Annotated in this window: 15 protein-coding genes; 8 read left to right on the plus strand and 7 right to left on the minus strand. The window is 43.3% G+C overall.

Going from position 1 to position 15,817, the window contains the following annotated elements:
- Window positions 1–149: 149 nt before the first annotated feature.
- Window positions 150–1,850, minus strand: a complete 1,701-nt coding sequence (locus I592_RS17030; protein WP_010779339.1) for a M3 family oligoendopeptidase — start codon at window positions 1,848–1,850, stop codon at window positions 150–152.
- An 82-nt stretch (window positions 1,851–1,932) separates the two neighbouring features.
- Window positions 1,933–3,069, minus strand: a complete 1,137-nt coding sequence (gene ald, locus I592_RS17035; protein ID WP_010779338.1) for an alanine dehydrogenase — start codon at window positions 3,067–3,069, stop codon at window positions 1,933–1,935.
- A 286-nt stretch (window positions 3,070–3,355) separates the two neighbouring features.
- Here ald and I592_RS17040 point away from each other — a divergent pair, with 286 nt between their 5' ends.
- Window positions 3,356–3,751: a hypothetical protein gene (locus tag I592_RS17040; protein WP_010779337.1), complete on the plus strand. Its 396-nt coding sequence runs from the start codon at window positions 3,356–3,358 to the stop codon at window positions 3,749–3,751.
- A gap of 16 nt (window positions 3,752–3,767) precedes the next feature.
- Here I592_RS17040 and I592_RS17045 read toward each other — a convergent pair whose 3' ends face one another.
- Together I592_RS17045 and I592_RS17050 are read right to left on the minus strand one after the other, a co-directional pair.
- Window positions 3,768–5,282: an AcpB/EbpR/MafR family transcriptional regulator gene (locus I592_RS17045; RefSeq protein WP_010779336.1), complete on the minus strand. Its 1,515-nt coding sequence runs from the start codon at window positions 5,280–5,282 to the stop codon at window positions 3,768–3,770.
- Window positions 5,260–6,765, minus strand: coding sequence for an AcpB/EbpR/MafR family transcriptional regulator (locus I592_RS17050; RefSeq protein WP_244265205.1), 1,506 nt, complete (start codon window positions 6,763–6,765; stop codon window positions 5,260–5,262). The genes I592_RS17045 and I592_RS17050 overlap by 23 nt, the downstream gene beginning before the upstream one ends.
- A 342-nt stretch (window positions 6,766–7,107) precedes the next feature.
- Here I592_RS17050 and I592_RS17055 point away from each other — a divergent pair, with 342 nt between their 5' ends.
- From I592_RS17055 to I592_RS17065, 3 genes are all read left to right on the plus strand, one after another.
- Window positions 7,108–7,383, plus strand: coding sequence for an HU family DNA-binding protein (locus I592_RS17055; RefSeq protein ID WP_010779334.1), 276 nt, complete (start codon window positions 7,108–7,110; stop codon window positions 7,381–7,383).
- 157 nt (window positions 7,384–7,540) lie between these two features.
- On the plus strand, window positions 7,541–8,434 hold the full coding sequence (locus I592_RS17060) for a permease (RefSeq protein WP_010779333.1): 894 nt from the start codon (window positions 7,541–7,543) through the stop codon (window positions 8,432–8,434).
- 10 nt (window positions 8,435–8,444) lie between these two features.
- Window positions 8,445–9,293, plus strand: a complete 849-nt coding sequence (locus I592_RS17065) for a TIGR03943 family putative permease subunit (RefSeq protein ID WP_010779332.1) — start codon at window positions 8,445–8,447, stop codon at window positions 9,291–9,293.
- A gap of 59 nt (window positions 9,294–9,352) precedes the next feature.
- On the opposite strand, the gene I592_RS22210 is transcribed toward I592_RS17065, so the two are convergent.
- The 3 genes from I592_RS22210 to I592_RS17075 all read right to left on the minus strand — a co-directional run bounded on the left by I592_RS22210 (window position 9,353) and on the right by I592_RS17075 (window position 10,574).
- On the minus strand, window positions 9,353–9,445 hold the full coding sequence (locus tag I592_RS22210) for a type I toxin-antitoxin system Fst family toxin (protein WP_139243511.1): 93 nt from the start codon (window positions 9,443–9,445) through the stop codon (window positions 9,353–9,355).
- Window positions 9,446–9,533: 88 nt separating this feature from the next.
- Window positions 9,534–10,145 (minus strand): DUF2922 domain-containing protein, encoded by a 612-nt coding sequence (locus tag I592_RS20820; protein ID WP_010779331.1) that lies wholly within the window; start codon window positions 10,143–10,145, stop codon window positions 9,534–9,536.
- A gap of 45 nt (window positions 10,146–10,190) precedes the next feature.
- A complete protein-coding gene (locus tag I592_RS17075) occupies window positions 10,191–10,574 on the minus strand; it encodes a hypothetical protein (protein WP_010779330.1) in 384 nt (127 codons plus the stop codon).
- Between the two features lie 659 nt (window positions 10,575–11,233).
- Between I592_RS17075 and I592_RS17080 the strand changes: the two genes are divergently transcribed.
- The 4 genes from I592_RS17080 to I592_RS17095 all read left to right on the plus strand — a co-directional run bounded on the left by I592_RS17080 (window position 11,234) and on the right by I592_RS17095 (window position 15,795).
- A complete protein-coding gene (locus I592_RS17080) occupies window positions 11,234–11,914 on the plus strand; it encodes a response regulator transcription factor (RefSeq protein ID WP_010779329.1) in 681 nt (226 codons plus the stop codon).
- Window positions 11,911–12,900: a sensor histidine kinase gene (locus tag I592_RS17085; RefSeq protein WP_010779328.1), complete on the plus strand. Its 990-nt coding sequence runs from the start codon at window positions 11,911–11,913 to the stop codon at window positions 12,898–12,900. The genes I592_RS17080 and I592_RS17085 overlap by 4 nt, the downstream gene beginning before the upstream one ends.
- Before the next feature lie 141 nt (window positions 12,901–13,041).
- The gene (locus I592_RS17090; protein ID WP_010779327.1) at window positions 13,042–13,803 is read left to right on the plus strand and encodes an ABC transporter ATP-binding protein; all 762 of its coding nucleotides are present in this window, start codon (window positions 13,042–13,044) and stop codon (window positions 13,801–13,803) included.
- A gap of 3 nt (window positions 13,804–13,806) precedes the next feature.
- On the plus strand, window positions 13,807–15,795 hold the full coding sequence (locus I592_RS17095) for an ABC transporter permease (protein ID WP_010779326.1): 1,989 nt from the start codon (window positions 13,807–13,809) through the stop codon (window positions 15,793–15,795).
- The last annotated feature ends 22 nt before the right edge of the window (window positions 15,796–15,817 follow it).

A 15,817-nucleotide genomic window follows, 5' to 3' on the forward strand; every position in this document is an offset into this window, starting at 1 on the left:
AGATTTTTTTAGGTTTGTTAATGAGAGTTAAAAATATCGCAAAAGAAATAAGTGCCTTTTAACCCGAATTCACCCGCTGGACAATTAAGAAAAAGCTGAAGAAGCAGTACCTATCTTCCTAGATAGCCTGTCTTCTTCAGCATTTTTTGTTACTGCAATTCTGACTCTGGTACGTCGGATAAGTAGCTGGCCGCAGAGGCCAATAGGTCACGCATCTTTTCGCGATCAAAGGGAGAGTCAAGCTGTCCCAGCGCCACGGTTTCTAAAAATGTCTGACTTCCGCCGATCCGGCAAATGGCAAGATAATCCTCCCAAGTAGTCGGATCGTGTTCGACAATCGCTCGTTTCCAAAATTGCAGGGCACAAACCTGCGCTAGCGTGTAGTCGATATAATAGAAAGGCACTTCAAAGATATGTCCTTGGCGATACCAATAGATGCCGCGCTCCAAGGCCTCAGATGCACGATAGTCTCTTTCAGGACAATAAGTCTGTTCCAATTCTCGCCAGCATTTTTTCCTATCTGAAGCCGTCCAATTTGGATGGGTATACACTTCTTCTTGAAAATGGTCAACCAGCGCGCCGTAAGGTAAAAATTGCAGTGCACTGCTTAAATGGGCATATTTATACTTCTCACTATCCGTCCCAAAAAAGTTGTCCATCCAGGGCCACGTCAGAAACTCCATACTCATGGAATGGATCTCTGCGGTATCCGAAGTAGGAAAGACCAGCTCTGGTTCTCTGATCCAGCGAGACAAATAGCTTTGGAAGGCGTGGCCTGTTTCATGGGTCAAGACATCGACATCATCTGAAGTGCCATTGAAATTAGCGAAAATAAAGGGCATTTGGACTTCGTCAATGAATTCGCAATACCCGCCGCTTTGCTTGCCCGGACGGCTGACGAGATCCATCAGCTCCTGCTGGATCATTTGGTCAAAGAAGGCGCCTGTCTCACTTGATAATTCATGGTACATCTTTTGTGCACGTGCCACGAGCTCTTTGTCGTTTCCTTGAGGACGTGGATTGCCCTTCGGATAGACGAGGGGCAAGTCGTAATGCAGAAGCGTATCGACGCCGAGACGTTCCTTTTGGCGGCGGTAGAGCGTTTGATTGATCGGTACGACTTCCTCTATGATAAATTGGCGAAAGGCTCTTAAAGCGTCTCTGTCGTAGCTCCAACGATTCATCAACCGGTCGCCATAGTCAACATAATTATCAAACCCTAAATTTTGGGCTTGCTGATGGCGCAGGTGCACTAACTGATCATAGAGGTTATCAAAGTCCTGTTCATGTGTGACAAAAAACTCCTCGTACGCCTCATGAGCCCCTTTGCGAATGGCCCGATCTGGATCACTGAAGAAAGCAGATAATTCGGACAACGTGCAGGTTTTTCCGTTAAATGTTATTTCGGCTGAAGCAATCAATTGCGTATAGTGGCTGATGACGTCATTTTCTTTTTGCATCAGTTCGATGACCGAGTCGTCTAACAGCCGCAGTTGGTCCTCCGCAAATAGAAAAAGTGTTGCAGGAAATTCCTCCTCCAATTCAGATCGGAAATGGGAGGTTAGTAACGCTTGATAAAAGCGATTGTGGATCTGTTCGACCAAAGGGGTGTGATGATCCCAATACTCATTTTCTCCGCTGTAATAACTGTCTTTTGTATCGATCGAGTGACGAATATACGCCAATTTCATGTATTTTGACATTTCGCCCCGCAGATGGTCCAATCGCTCAAAGGCCTGCTTCGCCGTTTCATAATCGCCAGCTTCGATAAACTGCTGGATGGCCTGATCGACATTCGTTTCATAGCGCGTCAAATCAGGGCGTATATAGGTAATATCTGAAAAAATCATCCGTGAACCTCCCTGTAATCAAAGAATGTACCTTATTATAACAAAAAACCTGCCAGCAGCTCGCTGACAGGTCCTTCCTGTTTTATGAATTCATCAATAGCTCAGTGTTCAATAACTCGTCGATTGGCGTATACTCCATACCTAAATCGTTGGCGACTGCCTCGATCGTTAATTTTCCACCGTATGTGTTCACTCCGCGACGCAGGGCTAGATTGGTTTTCAAGATTTCTTCTAGCGGATTGTTAGCCAGCAGGTTTGCATAAGTCATTGTGCTGTTGCTCAAGGCGTGGGTAGCGGTCTGCGGCACAGCACCTGGCATATTGGCTACCGCGTAGTGGACGACGCCTTCTTTGACATAAGTCGGATCGTCGTGGGTGGTCACTCGATCTTCTGTTTCAAAAATACCGCCTTGGTCAATGGCCACATCGACGATCACGCCATGATCCGGCATAGTCGCTACCATTTCCTTTGTTACTAAAGTCGGTGCCTTGTGTCCTGGAATCAAGACAGCCCCGATGACTAGATCCGCTGTCTTCAAGCATTCCTGAATGTTGAAGCGGTTAGACATCATGGTTTGTACGCTGTTGCCGAAAATAATATCCAGTTCCTTCAAACGAGGCACACTGACATCAAGAAGCGTCACGTTAGCACCGAGTCCGACTGCAAGCTTCGCAGCATTCAACCCAACGACACCGCCGCCGATCACCACGACATTGCCGCGTCTCACACCGGGAACGCCAGAAAGCAAGATGCCTTTGCCGCCATTGACACGCTCTAAGAAGTTCGCGCCGATTTGGGCCGCCATTCGTCCTGCGATTTCACTCATTGGCGCTAGTAAAGGCAGTGTGTTGTCCGCAGGCTGCACATTTTCGTAGGCGATCGCGTTGACCCCGCTGTTTACTAGGGCATCTGTTAACGGTTTGTTTGCAGCTAAGTGTAAGTAAGTAAATAATAATAATCCTTTACGGAAATACTGATATTCTTCTGGAAGGGGCTCTTTGACCTTCATGACCATCTCGGCTGCCCAAACATCTGCAGCATTCTCGATAATGGTAGCGCCTGCCGCGGTATACTCATCATCTGAAATGGCGGAGCCTTTACCGGCATTCGTTTCTACTAATACTTGATGGCCGCGATTGGTCAAATCAAATACGCCAGATGGGGGCAGGGCAACACGATTTTCATTGTTCTTGATCTCTTTTGGAATTCCAATAATCATTTGACACACTCCTTCTTTGCTGATAGCGGGCGAATTGAATTCGCTTACAAAATTATTGTACAAGACTTTCGCGGTTATTCAAATAAGAATTTAAGAAGTTTTTCTGGCAGAAGGGTCATTGTGACCAAATGGTACCCTTTACATATTCTCATTTTTTTAGCGACGGACATGCCTCTTCGCCAATGCCGTTAAAAAGTTATTATTTCTATAATAACAAATAAAATATTTGCGAAAGCGGAGATTACTAGGGATAATAAGAGTCAAGATATTAAGGAGCGAGAACACTATGTCAGATAATCAACGAATCGATCAACTAAAAGAGCAGGTCAGCTTTCTAGAAGCGCGCTTGACTCGTTATGAGGAATTGCTTCATGGTTCAACATTGAAGCGTGTACTATTTGGAGGAGGACGCCGAGCCAAACTGAGTATCATTGAAATCGTGGTTGCGGCGATCGTCTTTTTATATACATTATTACGACTAAATACAGGAATTATTTTTGCAGTGATCATTGGCTTGTCAGCCGTCGTCATCCTGTATTCCTTCGTCGAATTGAATGTCATCCGCAAAAGAAACGGGACCGAAAAATATCAGCGAATGATCGACAGTTTAACGGCGGAGAAGGCCTCGATGGAAAAGGAACTGGCACGTTTAATAGCAGCTAAAAATGGACTTGAGCAGTAAGCGCTCAGGTCCATTTTTATGCGTATACCGCTTTGCTTTTTTGCTCGTTCATTTGGTCCACCAGGCTTTGGATCTTATTCAAGGACTGGACACTTGGACACAGCTCGACTGCGATGATCGGCGTTTTACAGCGGGGGACATCGAAGGTCGAGCTGCTGATCACTAAATCATATTCTTCAAAGACATCCCGATAGCTTCTTTTATGTATTTGGGTAACATTTATTTGATGGATGGCATAATTTCCGCGGATAGAAAGGCGCAAAAGCTCCGTCAGCAGGCTTTCCTGCATTTTTGAATCCGTGGATACGACCAAAAGGTTGACGGGTTTTTCTGATTTTTTCATTCCGTTCAAGCAGCTTGGGATCGTGGCGATGATTTGGTAAATATAATTTTCAACAAATTCCGGTGAACGAAACAACTGGTATTCTTCCGTGAAATCAATCACTAGATTACGCAGCTGATGGACACAGTGGGCGTGAAAGGTCTCTAGAAGCGTGATGCAATCCTTCTTCGGATCTTGCAGCACGCTGATGAACTCCTTTGTTCTAGCGTGAAACAGGTGCTGATTGATCAAAATGATAATGAGCTGTTCCTGCTGCTCCTCGTTCAATGGCGTGACAAGCATGCCGCTGAGTCGCTCCACCAGTTCGTAATGGACCTCATAGTGAAAGGCCAACGCATGGTTCGTCAGCAAAACATGGTTCTTCTGTTCTTCCCCTAGCAGAAAAAGATCGGAATAGAGCAGCCAGAAGCTGTCCTTCATCACATCGTCTAAGTACACCAAATGCAATTCCTTCCGTAAATAGGGACTAAAATTTTTGATGGAGCGATAGCTTGGCGGCACGATCGCCGTTGATCTCAGCTTCCGATACATCATCCGGTGCCCTCTGGAGATTCGCACCAAACTAACAAAAAAGGTGATACTCAAACGATTGTATTGCCCCAAAGACACCGATAAGTGATTCTTTTCGATCATGGATCGAACCACACCATCGCCAAATTTGAAAAACTCCATACTGAAACGGGTATTTTCTCGGACCACCTTTTTTTCTGAGAAGTATAAAAAAAACAAATGACGGATCGCAACTTCATCTCCGACGATCCGAAAGGGACGTCGGTAAATCGTTATTTTCCATTTCGCTAACGCATCTTCCACTTTTTTCATTGTGTATTGAAGGTTGGATAAGCTGCAAAAGGCTTTCTTAGAGAGCTCCTTAAGGGTATAGCTCTCTTCGAAAAGGAGGGCCTCCAAAATTCTGAAGGCCAATGAATTATTCAGCATGGTTGAAAAAATCACATCGATCGTCGCATTGTCCTTTAATTCCAATTGATACAGACTGCTGTCCCGTGTGATTTTGTAATACTCACTTTGCAGATTGATGGATCGAATATCGCTTAAAATAACCGGTATCGTACAATCCATCAATTTTGCCAATTCCTCGCTAGAACGAGGGTGTTTGGAGTAATAAAGCAATTCGATCATTTGTAGCTGTCGCTGACTTTCTCGTTTAAGTAGACGGCGTAAGTTCATTAAATTGTTCCTTTCGTGAGGGGAGCGATTCATATTGATTAATAAATCGTTGAATGCGCTCAAAATCTTTTGCCGTTGGATAGGCATTGACCGCGATCAACGGGCAGGCTGGCATGAGATCTGGCATGGTCACATTTGTGACGATCAGATCGTATTGCTTGGTCAATTCATTTAGTTGGTCTTGTTTTATAAAAGGCGTTTCAAAGTATTCATATTGAACCGAGCCTTTAATAAAAGCAGGAAACGTCGCATGCCAAAAACGTTCCTGAGTTGTAGAGGTATCAGATAATAATAAGATCTTGATTGGCTTATCAGAGTCAACCAAACGCTGCAATAAATTGTCAATGCTCGTAACCAGGCAGCGAATATATTTTGGGATAAAGTCTTCCCGTTCCTGAGGAATCAGAAATCTTCTGACGATGTCTTCCAACTTGCGGATCTCGCGACTAAATTTGTTGTCGATCAGATCCACCATGATTTGATCCGTTTCCTGCAGGATATCCATGGTTTTTTTGTGAGGATAATAACAAAACAATTCATTCCCCAAGAGTCTCAAGGCTTCGACTATTTCGGATTGAGAGAGCGGAACCGCCAATAGACGACTCACTTCTTCTAATAGCAAATGATGAAGCTCATAAAATTGCGCTAAACGCTTGTTTCTTTTATGTGCCAGTGACTGCTGTTGCCGATTTAAAATAAGCTGATGGGAAAACAAAGGCCACAAACATTCTCTTAATTGAAGATCGGAGAAGTCCAATCGCAATTCACGTTTGAACAATCGAGTCATGTATTGAAGCCTGCTAACATCCGGGATGATCAGACCGCTGTCTAAAGGAAGGTCACTGATGTAATGCCCACATTTTTGACGCTGCAGGCCGATCAGAAAACTATGCATCAATTGAAAATGTATCGTCATATTGTTTGTGATGTGATTGTCCTCAAGAATTCTTCGGATCAATCGATCGACTACTTTGATGATTTCTTTGGAAAAAGGATATTCAGTAAAAGCAAGCCGCGATTCTTTAAAAAATAAATAATAAAGATGACGGACCGCGTTCTCATCGCCGCCAAGCCGGATAGGGCGATGCTCAACAGAGATATCCCAGCCGGTTACTTCACTGTCAATGGATTTCAAATAGCGCTGCATATTGGAAAAACTACAATTTAAACGATTCGCCGCAGGCTGGATGCTGCTGCTTTTCTCGAAGAAGAGACTACGGATCGTCTGATACTCCAAGCTGGTGCGTAGAATATAGGCATACACGGTATCGATCGTCGCATAAAAATCAAAATCCACCGTGTAGACCCCTTTGATTTTCGTCACCTTCAGCGGCAATGGCTCGCTATTTAAAAAACGGATATCACTGATCAGTGCCGGTAGTGAACACTTTAATTTGTCCATTAAATAATCGGAAGTAACAATTTCTTTTGAATAGTATAATTCTTCAACCAGTCTTAGACGTCTGGTCGTTTCCTTTTTCATTAACCCTCTTAGATTCATATAATCGTACCCCTTGAATTTTTTTTATTTAATATAATGTTCAAAAAGGGGTAATACAAGCCTTCAAACCTTATTATTATCTTATTTTCGTTATTTCACTAACTCCCGATAAGAATTATTATAAACTAGATTCGCGATTTGATAAGGCTTTTTAACTATAAATTTAAAAATATTTGAATAAATTTTTTATTTTTTAATTTCTATTAAACAAAAAAGAAAGAATTGAAAAAAGCAGAAAAAGAGTGTTAACGGTTGCCTTTCTATCCAATAACGAATAGAATTGTCTTTGGAATACATTAAAAAAGATTGTGGAGGCTATACATTATGATCAATAAACAAAGTTTAGTTGAACAAGTAGCAGAAAAAACTGGATTGACTAAGAAAGACGCAACATCAGCTGTAGATGCTTTATTTGAAGGAATCCAATCATCATTAAAAGCGGGTGAAAAGGTTCAAGTCATCGGCTTTGGGAACTTTGAAGTACGCGAACGTGCCGCTCGTAAAGGCCGTAACCCTCAAACAGGTGAAGAGATCACGATCGCAGCAAGCAAATCACCAGCATTCAAGGCTGGTAAGCAATTAAAAGACGCTGTAAAATAGTCAACGAACGCCCGCTCATCTGAGTGGGCTTTTTTTGTCCCAAAAAGTTGTGAAAAGCATAAAAAAGTCTAAAAAAAAGTTTGTGAATTAAATTTTTCTTGTGTCTTTTGAGCAAAAAGAGTATATCTTAAAACAGTAAAAAAAATGGAGGACACCCATGTTTAATTTTTTGCCACATTCAGTTTTGCAGATGAGTACGATCTTTCTATCGATCGTGATCGAAGCGATTCCCTTCGTTTTATTAGGGTGCATCATTTCAGGTGCTCTGCAGGTTTTCTTGACCCCGGAGAGAGTCCAGAGGATTCTACCAAATAACAAATTTTTGGCTATTGTAGTGGGTTCATTTTTAGGATTCTTTTTTCCTTCATGTGAATGCGGGATCGTGCCGATCATCACACAGTTCATGCGTAAAGGGGTGCCTGAACACACAGCCTTCGCATTTATGGTCACGGCTCCCATTATTAATCCGATTGTGTTGTTCTCAACATACATCGCTTTTGGGAATAGTATGAAATTCGCGCTTTTACGTGCGGTAGGCAGCTTACTTGTTGCGTTGCTTATTGGCTCTTGGCTGGCATACTTCAAGCACGCGCCGATTTTAAAGAAGGAGCTGCACCTTCATGAAGAAACACACGAGCCCGAAACGAAAAAGACTTTTCGCAGCAATAGCTGGTCCGTGCTTACCCATGGGATTGATGAATTTTTCGATACGGGGCGCTATCTGATCATTGGTTCGCTGATTGCCAGCGGGATGCAGGTCTACCTGCCAACACACTTTATGCTGCAATTGACTTCGACAAAAATCGTCGGAATTTTAGTCATGCTTATTTTGGCTTTCACAATGTCCCTTTGCTCAGAGGCCGATGCGTTCGTAGGCTCTTCTTTATTGAGTCTTTTCGGAACAAATGCGATCGTGGCTTTTCTAGTTTTCGGTCCAATGGTAGATATCAAGAATTTATTAATGATGAAACGCAGCTTTCACACGAAATTTATCATTCAATTGATTGCTTTGATCAGCGTGATCGTTACGATCTACGCATTCGTGATATAGGAGGAGACCCATGATACGCTTTTTAATTTTATCCGGCTATTTTGAATTGATGATGTATTTACAGGTTTCCGGCAGATTGGATCAATATATCAATGTCCATTATCGCTATCTGATTTTCTTAACGATGTTTTTATCGTTAGTATTGGCCTTGGTCCAATTAAAAATTTGGGCGGGAAGCGAGAAAAAGGGGGCACATGATCCTGCTCATCATGACCACGCAGGACATGACCATGGACTGTCAAAGCCTTATCAAAGAGCAATTGCCTATCTTCTACTGGCGCTGCCTTTGGTGGTGGGGACACTGTTTCCAACGATCAGCTTAGATACGACGATCGTTGAGGCAAAGGGCTTCAGCTTCCCAATCAGCAAAGAGTCGGTGGGAGATCCCGAAATGACGACGCAATATTTAAAACCCGATACAAGTATTTATTACAATAAGAGCGACTATAATGATCAAATGACGAAACTAATGAAAAAATATGAGACCGATCAAAAATTAGAAGTGACCGATGATAATTATCTAGAAGTAATGGAATTAATTTACAATTATCCAAATTCCTTTGTCGGTAAGACGATTTCCTTTAACGGTTTCGTTTATGAAACAAAAAAAGACACCCAAACCTACGATTTCTTGTTCCGATTTGGGATCATTCATTGTGTGGCTGATTCCGGCGTTTTTGGCTTGATGACCAAGCTGCCGCCAAACATATCTGTAAAAAACAATGAGTGGCTGCATGTCGAAGGGACGATCACGCTGGATTTCTTTGAACCCTTTCAGCGGCAGATTCCATCAGTTGCTGTAACGAAAGCAACGACTATCAGCGCACCAAAAAATCAATACGTGTATCGCGCGTTTTAAAAAAACAATGCAACACGTTTATCCCCCTGCGTATACGTAGGGGGATCGTTGGCGTCTCGTCATGGATCACGCCCCCGCAGCCAGTGGTTGACGAGGGCGATGATCAGTCCCACGAAAAGAGGGGCGAAGAAGTATCGAATCAGATCGCTCACGAATGCATCACCTCCTTTCCGTGTGGGAGGTTGTCACAGTGAGCGACAGGGAATTTTTTCTCCGCGTTTTACGAAAGAGGATGTGAGGTTATTCCTGCTGCTTACTCTTGTGAAACAGCTTCTGTAACAGACGTTTTCGCGGCTTTGGCGGGGAGGCCGTCACTTGGTTGGATGACGCCTCCCAGGCCTTCGACTCACTGACAGTCGGGAGTTGTTCGACGTTTTTGTGCGTGGCTCCGATTGGTAATGCTTTTTTTATTAATGACTGTTGGTTGACTTGGTTGTCTGATCCGTCTGTCAGTGTGACCGTCGGAAAGCCGGACTTCGGCGCGCATTCGCCTGTGGCAGGGACTGTTTGAGGTATTGGTTCAGATATTGCTTTACATACTGCTTTAGATGTTGCCAAAGGCGGCAAAGTACCCACCATACCCGCCATAGGAAAGCAGGCGGCAGGACGCTCAGATGTCCCATTCTCTACGTGTTTGTCAAAAATCACGGTCTCTTTTTTCGTCACGATCTTTGCTGTTACGACGGTATCAAATAGTTTTACGCCGTCTTGTTCAAAGATATTTAAGGTCGTCAGGAGTTCGCAAGCTTCTTTGATCTCGTGGGCAGACAGGGTCGTGTCGATGTTTTTATAGGTCCAGCGATGGTTCTTGCCATTGCCTTTCGTGAAGGTCGTTACTAGATCATGGGTCATCTTTGTCATCCTCTCTCGTTTTTTTGCGCAGAAAAATCATTAAACTCACGGTTCGTTTGTTTCTTCAGGACGGGCAACAGGTAGTAATGAACGCAAAACAGCTAACGCCTTTTGTCCGAACTTACGGATCGGAAAGGTCCGAAGGGTCAGGGCTTGCCATTCAGGCGCCATGAAGTAATCTTGGAAATAGTAGAAGAAGCGCTTCATGGTGCGGGTCGCTTTGGTCTCTAAGAAGACTTTACGGACCAGATCCCGCAGAATGTCCTTGAATTCCAGCGCCCCCAGCTTAAAGCGTACCCGTAAAGCCAAGGCATACTTGATCGTCAAGCTGCTGTTTTGCGTCGTATAATAGTGTTCAGAAATTCGTTTTTCAAGTGTCTTTGGTCTCATGGAAAAAAGCTGACGGTGGGTCAAAAGCGGGTCATTCATGGGATCTGTTCCTCCTTCTTAGGGTAATTGATAGTATCAATTGTATGTTACAAGTTTAGGCGCTTCTTCTTTTTCGAGTCTTTGTTCCATTAATTCTTGTAGCTAATTGCCTAATTTTTGATTCCTTTGTTTTTCTCTAGTAATCAGGTTGCTGTTCCGGCCGGTGACTATAAGATAACGGATTTTCAAAAAGAAAGCGAACCGCAATTTCGATGGTTACCCCCGAAAATCGAGTGTTCGTGAAGGGAAAACGTTGTTTTATCAATAGGCAATACTCTAAGTTGGCTAGAAGCATTCGAAGTTGCTCGTTGACAATGGATAACAAAAAAGACTAAAATGGAAGGTTTTTACTGAGCGGAGAGGGTAAAACAGCATTACCGCCAAGACAGAATACCGTTGAGGAGGAATGAGCACTAACTTTATAGCTAAACGAGGCGGATTTCATAGGAAATCCGCCTAAAAGTCGTTTTTTTTGCAAAAAATCAAAACCAGTACTCATACATACCTTGAGGAATAACTTTGGAACAACGGTATCACTACCATAACAAGGGTAACTATATGTCTTGCGCAGCCGGTCAATTAAAGGTCCCATCGTCTTACCTAAGTGGTGAGCCGGATTCATATTTAGTATAATAGAAAGAAAAACAGAAGGAATAACGATGACAAACAAAATTTTTCTAGTAGAAGATGACGCAACAATCGTTTCTGTGATTCAGCAGCATTTGACACAGTGGGGATTCACGTGCGTAAGGGCGACGGATTTTCAAAGGGTCCTTGAGGAGTATCAGGCAGAGCAGCCGGACCTGGTTGTCTTGGATATTTCGCTGCCTTTTTTCAACGGCTTTTATTGGTGTCAGGAGATCCGAAAAGTATCGGAGGTACCGATCATTTTTCTTTCGTCGGCTAAGGACCAGATGAATCAAGTGATGGCTTTGAATATGGGGGCGGACGAATTTATTGAAAAGCCGTTTGAATTAACGATTCTTCAGGCGAAAATCCAAGCGCTGTTACGGCGTAGTTATCAGTACGGTCAGCAGCTAAGCTACTCCTTTGGATCGTATCAGTTTTTGCCTTCAATGAACCAGCTTCGTTCATCGGAGGATCATCTGCCTTTGACGCCGAATGAGTCACGCATCTTGAGTGTCCTATTTGCTGCGCAGGGACAGGTCGTTCCCCGCGAGCAAATTATTGAGAAGCTGTGGCAGAGTGATGATTTTATTGATAACAATACATTGGCGGTCAACCTGACGCGTTTACGAAAAAAATTAAAGGATTTTGGCATCGACAGCCTGATTCAAACGGTCAAAAATAAAGGGTATTTGATCGAGGAGACGCCATGAGACGACTAAAAGCCTTTCTTTTTGAGCGGCGTGTCCTCTATGGCATGTACGTTGTTTTCTGGGGATTGATTTACCTAACGACGTTTCTCCACGACGCGAGTTTTGTACCGATTTGGGATAGTCTATTGTTTACACTGTTCGTATTAGCGGTCTATTCCATCGTTTCTTTTTATCGCTTTTCTCGAAAACAACAGCAACTGGAGCTGTTGGCAACGAAGGATCTTCAGGTGAGCAATCTGCTGTTTTTACCTAAGGCCGAGACGCTGGCAGAAGAGACGTACCAACAAACTTTGCAGGTTGTTTTAGAAAAGAAAAATCAACAGCAAGAGGAGCTGCAGCAAAAACAAAAGGCGATGATGGATGATTTTGGGCTTTGGCTACATCAGATCAAGACGCCTGTCGCGGCCTTAGACTTAGTGATCCAATCGGGCCAGTTGGACCCTCGAACGATGAAAAATGAAGTGTTTAAAATCAATGAGTACCTGCAAATGATCTTGAATTATATGCGGCAGCATTTAGACCAGACAGACTTTGTGTTTCAGCAACTGTCTATCGAAGCGATCGTTAAAACCGTTGTTAAAAAATACGCGACCTTTTTTTCTCAAAAAAATTTGAGTCTGCAGCTTCAACAACTGGAAGGCACTGTTTATTCGGACCAAAAATGGCTGATATTTATTTTGGAGCAAGTGATTTTCAATGGCATCAAATATACGGAGAACGGCACGATCACGATTTCTTTTATGAAAAATCAGCTCACGATTCAAGATACCGGTATCGGCATTCGATCGGAGGACCTGCCGCGGGTCTTTGAAAAGGGCTACACGGGAATAAATGGGCGGGAACAGCAACGAGCGAGTGGACTGGGGCTGTATCTTAGCCAGCAGGCGGCTGAAAAATTGGGCTGTCGCATACTTATCGACTCTGAGGTAAATAGAGGAACAACGGTAACGATCATCTTTCCTGAAGAAATCCCTGCCTTCGAATAAATCCAAACTTTCATGATTGTAAGTTTGGATTTATTTTCGTAAGTCGTGTTTTTTTAGAGAAGGTTCTATGATGAAGTAGAGGAGCAAACGAGCAGCTCCAAGCTGCTTTACTGCTATCAAAAGAACTAGGAGGATGCCGCAATGAATGAATTATTGCAAGTTGAGAGCGTCAAAAAGATTTATCAAACACAATTTAAAGGGCTGCCGGTGGAGGCACTGCGGACGATCAGTTTTTCTGTTGACGAGGGAGAATACGTCGCAATCATGGGGGAGTCGGGTTCTGGAAAAAGCACCTTATTGAATTTGATCGCGACACTGGATAAGCCGTCTTCTGGGAATATTTTATTAGATGGAAGAAGCTTGAATACGATCAAGGAGAAAAACGCGGCTGCTTTTCGACGGGATCATTTAGGCTTTGTGTTTCAAGATTTTAATTTATTAGATACTTTTTCGGTCAAAGACAATATTTTATTGCCGCTGGTGCTATCCCGCACGCCAGTCAAAGAGCTGTCAGGCTTACTAAAGCCCATTGTCAGCGCTCTAGGAATCGAAAAATTGATCGAAAAGTTTCCTTATGAATTATCAGGCGGGCAAAAGCAGCGGGTCGCGATTGCACGAGCGATCATCACTGACCCTGAACTGCTTTTGGCAGATGAGCCGACAGGGGCACTGGATTCTAAAACCTCCCAGCAGCTCCTTCAGGTTTTTCAACGGTTAAACGAGAAGGGCCAAACGATTTTGATGGTGACCCACAGTTCGATCGCTGCGAGCCATGCCAATCGGGTTCTTTTTATTAAGGACGGACAGCTTTATCATCAATTGTATCGTGGAAACAAGGCCAATCACGAGTTCTTGGAGACGATCAATGAAACACTGACAGCCTTACTATCAAAGGAGGCGTAGCAGATGTTTTATGCAAAATTAGCATTAACGAACTTGAGAAAAAATCATCGCGGCTACTTGCCCTTTCTGCTGTCGATGCTCTTTCTGGTAGCTGTAAACACGATTTCACTAATGCTCGTTAAAAATGAGGGAATGCGTACCTTGCCAGGGGGAGCTTCCGCAAGCACGATGTTCGGATTAGGACAGGTGATCATTATTATTTTTACGGTCATCTTCTCGTTTTATACGAACAGCTTTTTATTGAAGCAACGGAAAAAGGAACTGGGACTGTACAATATTTTAGGCTTAGGAAAACGGGAGATTTATCAATTGCTGCTGTGGGAATCCTTGTTCAGCTTTCTTTTAGTGATCACCAGCGGCGTCATCACGGGCTTGGTGTTGGCAAAATTTTCTTTCCTTGTTTTGCATCGGATGATCAGTGCGGGAGTGAATTTTGTTTTTTATACGTCTTTTGTAAGCATAGGGCTTCTCGTGGCTTTATTCGCTGCGGTCTTTCTTTTGTTATTTGTGATCAACTGCATTCACATCCATCGAACCAATCCCATCACTCTTTTGCAGGGAACCAAAAAAGGCGAAGAGGAACCAAAAGCTCATTGGCTCTTGGCACTCATCGGGTTGGGCTGTTTAGGGAGTGCGTATTGGATCGCGGTGACCATTGAGGCGCCATTAGCCGCTTTGTCACAATTTTTCATCGCGGTACTCTTAGTAATCATAGGGACGTATTTCTTATTTACGACAGGGAGCATTGCGTTACTAAAGCTTTTAAAGAAGAATGCGGGATTTTACTATCAAACCAATCATTTCATTTCTATTTCAAGTATGATGTATCGAATGAAGCAAAACGCAGCAGGGTTAGCAAGTATTTGCATTCTATCGACCATGGTTTTAGTGACCGTTGCGACGACGACAAGTCTTTATATCGGAAAACAGGATGTCGAAAACGGTCGTTATCCGCGGGATATTTCCATTTCAACGAATCAGCACCCGAAGCAGGTAGAAAAGGTGATCGAAGAGGTTCGTAAAGAAGATAGTCTGTCGTTTTCTGACAAGGTCTATCTGACATCAACACAAAGTATGATGTTTTTGAAGAAGGAGAACCGGTATCAATACATTGATATTGATGACTTTTATCAGGTGAAATCAGCGAAAGTTGCGATGATGCTTTTCATGACTGCGCAAGAATACGAGAAGCAAACCAATCAAAAAGCAGAATTATCTCAAGACGAGATCTATTTTTATCCAGTCAGCGGTACGCATTCAGGAAAACAATTGACATTGAGTGATCAGACCTTTCAAATCAAAAAGCGCATTGACGCCTTTCCAGGTATCAATCAGCAGGTCGAATTGACGGATTCTTATGTTGTCGTGATGGCCAATCAGGCAGTGATTGATCGCTGTTTAAAAAATTGGCTGCCCAAAAATGCAAAGAGTGAATTGCATCTTCCTAAATACAGCTTCTCTTTCAATTTACAGAACAGCGGTGAAAAGCAGCAATTAGACGTCGCTCATACATTGAGAAATCGGCTGCAGCAGGAGGTAGGCGTTGAAAACTTTAAATTTGACGACAAAGCGACTTTTGTTTCTGAGAATCGCCTCATCACCGCAGGCTTCATGTTTTTAGGGATTATTTTTGGCGGAACGTTTATTTTAGCGACCGCGTTGATTATCTATTACAAGCAAATTTCTGAGGGATTAGAGGATCGTGAACGCTTTGAGATTCTGCAAAAGGTGGGGATGAGTCATCAGGAGGTCAAACGAGTGATCAGCAGTCAAATTCTGATGGTGTTCTCCTTCCCATTACTTATGGCGATCATTCATTTGTGCTTTGCGTTTCCTTTGATCAAGAAATTACTGATTTTATTTGGTTTGGTAAACGGGCAGCTTTTCTTGATGGTGTGCGGAGTCGTGACGGTCGTCTTTGCCGTCTTGTATTTCATCGTGTATCGTCTGACGGCGAGAAGTTATTATCAATTAGTTGAACGAAACGCATAAAAAGGCATTGGTCGTTTCTCGA

The organism is Enterococcus gilvus ATCC BAA-350 (genome assembly GCF_000407545.1).
Taxonomy (GTDB): domain Bacteria; phylum Bacillota; class Bacilli; order Lactobacillales; family Enterococcaceae; genus Enterococcus_A; species Enterococcus_A gilvus.

What these genes read in the sequence shown, in the direction of transcription:
- I592_RS17030 (WP_010779339.1), bottom strand. Translation starts at nt 1,850, where the DNA reads ATGATTTTTTCAGATATTACCTATATACGCCCTGATTTGACGCGCTAT.
- ald (WP_010779338.1), bottom strand. Translation starts at nt 3,069, where the DNA reads ATGATTATTGGAATTCCAAAAGAGATCAAGAACAATGAAAATCGTGTT.
- I592_RS17040 (WP_010779337.1), top strand. Translation starts at nt 3,356, where the DNA reads ATGTCAGATAATCAACGAATCGATCAACTAAAAGAGCAGGTCAGCTTT.
- I592_RS17045 (WP_010779336.1), bottom strand. Translation starts at nt 5,282, where the DNA reads ATGAACTTACGCCGTCTACTTAAACGAGAAAGTCAGCGACAGCTACAA.
- I592_RS17050 (WP_244265205.1), bottom strand. Translation starts at nt 6,765, where the DNA reads ATGAAAAAGGAAACGACCAGACGTCTAAGACTGGTTGAAGAATTATAC.
- I592_RS17055 (WP_010779334.1), top strand. Translation starts at nt 7,108, where the DNA reads ATGATCAATAAACAAAGTTTAGTTGAACAAGTAGCAGAAAAAACTGGA.
- I592_RS17060 (WP_010779333.1), top strand. Translation starts at nt 7,541, where the DNA reads ATGTTTAATTTTTTGCCACATTCAGTTTTGCAGATGAGTACGATCTTT.
- I592_RS17065 (WP_010779332.1), top strand. Translation starts at nt 8,445, where the DNA reads ATGATACGCTTTTTAATTTTATCCGGCTATTTTGAATTGATGATGTAT.
- I592_RS20820 (WP_010779331.1), bottom strand. Translation starts at nt 10,145, where the DNA reads ATGACCCATGATCTAGTAACGACCTTCACGAAAGGCAATGGCAAGAAC.
- I592_RS17075 (WP_010779330.1), bottom strand. Translation starts at nt 10,574, where the DNA reads ATGAATGACCCGCTTTTGACCCACCGTCAGCTTTTTTCCATGAGACCA.
- I592_RS17080 (WP_010779329.1), top strand. Translation starts at nt 11,234, where the DNA reads ATGACAAACAAAATTTTTCTAGTAGAAGATGACGCAACAATCGTTTCT.
- I592_RS17085 (WP_010779328.1), top strand. Translation starts at nt 11,911, where the DNA reads ATGAGACGACTAAAAGCCTTTCTTTTTGAGCGGCGTGTCCTCTATGGC.
- I592_RS17090 (WP_010779327.1), top strand. Translation starts at nt 13,042, where the DNA reads ATGAATGAATTATTGCAAGTTGAGAGCGTCAAAAAGATTTATCAAACA.
- I592_RS17095 (WP_010779326.1), top strand. Translation starts at nt 13,807, where the DNA reads ATGTTTTATGCAAAATTAGCATTAACGAACTTGAGAAAAAATCATCGC.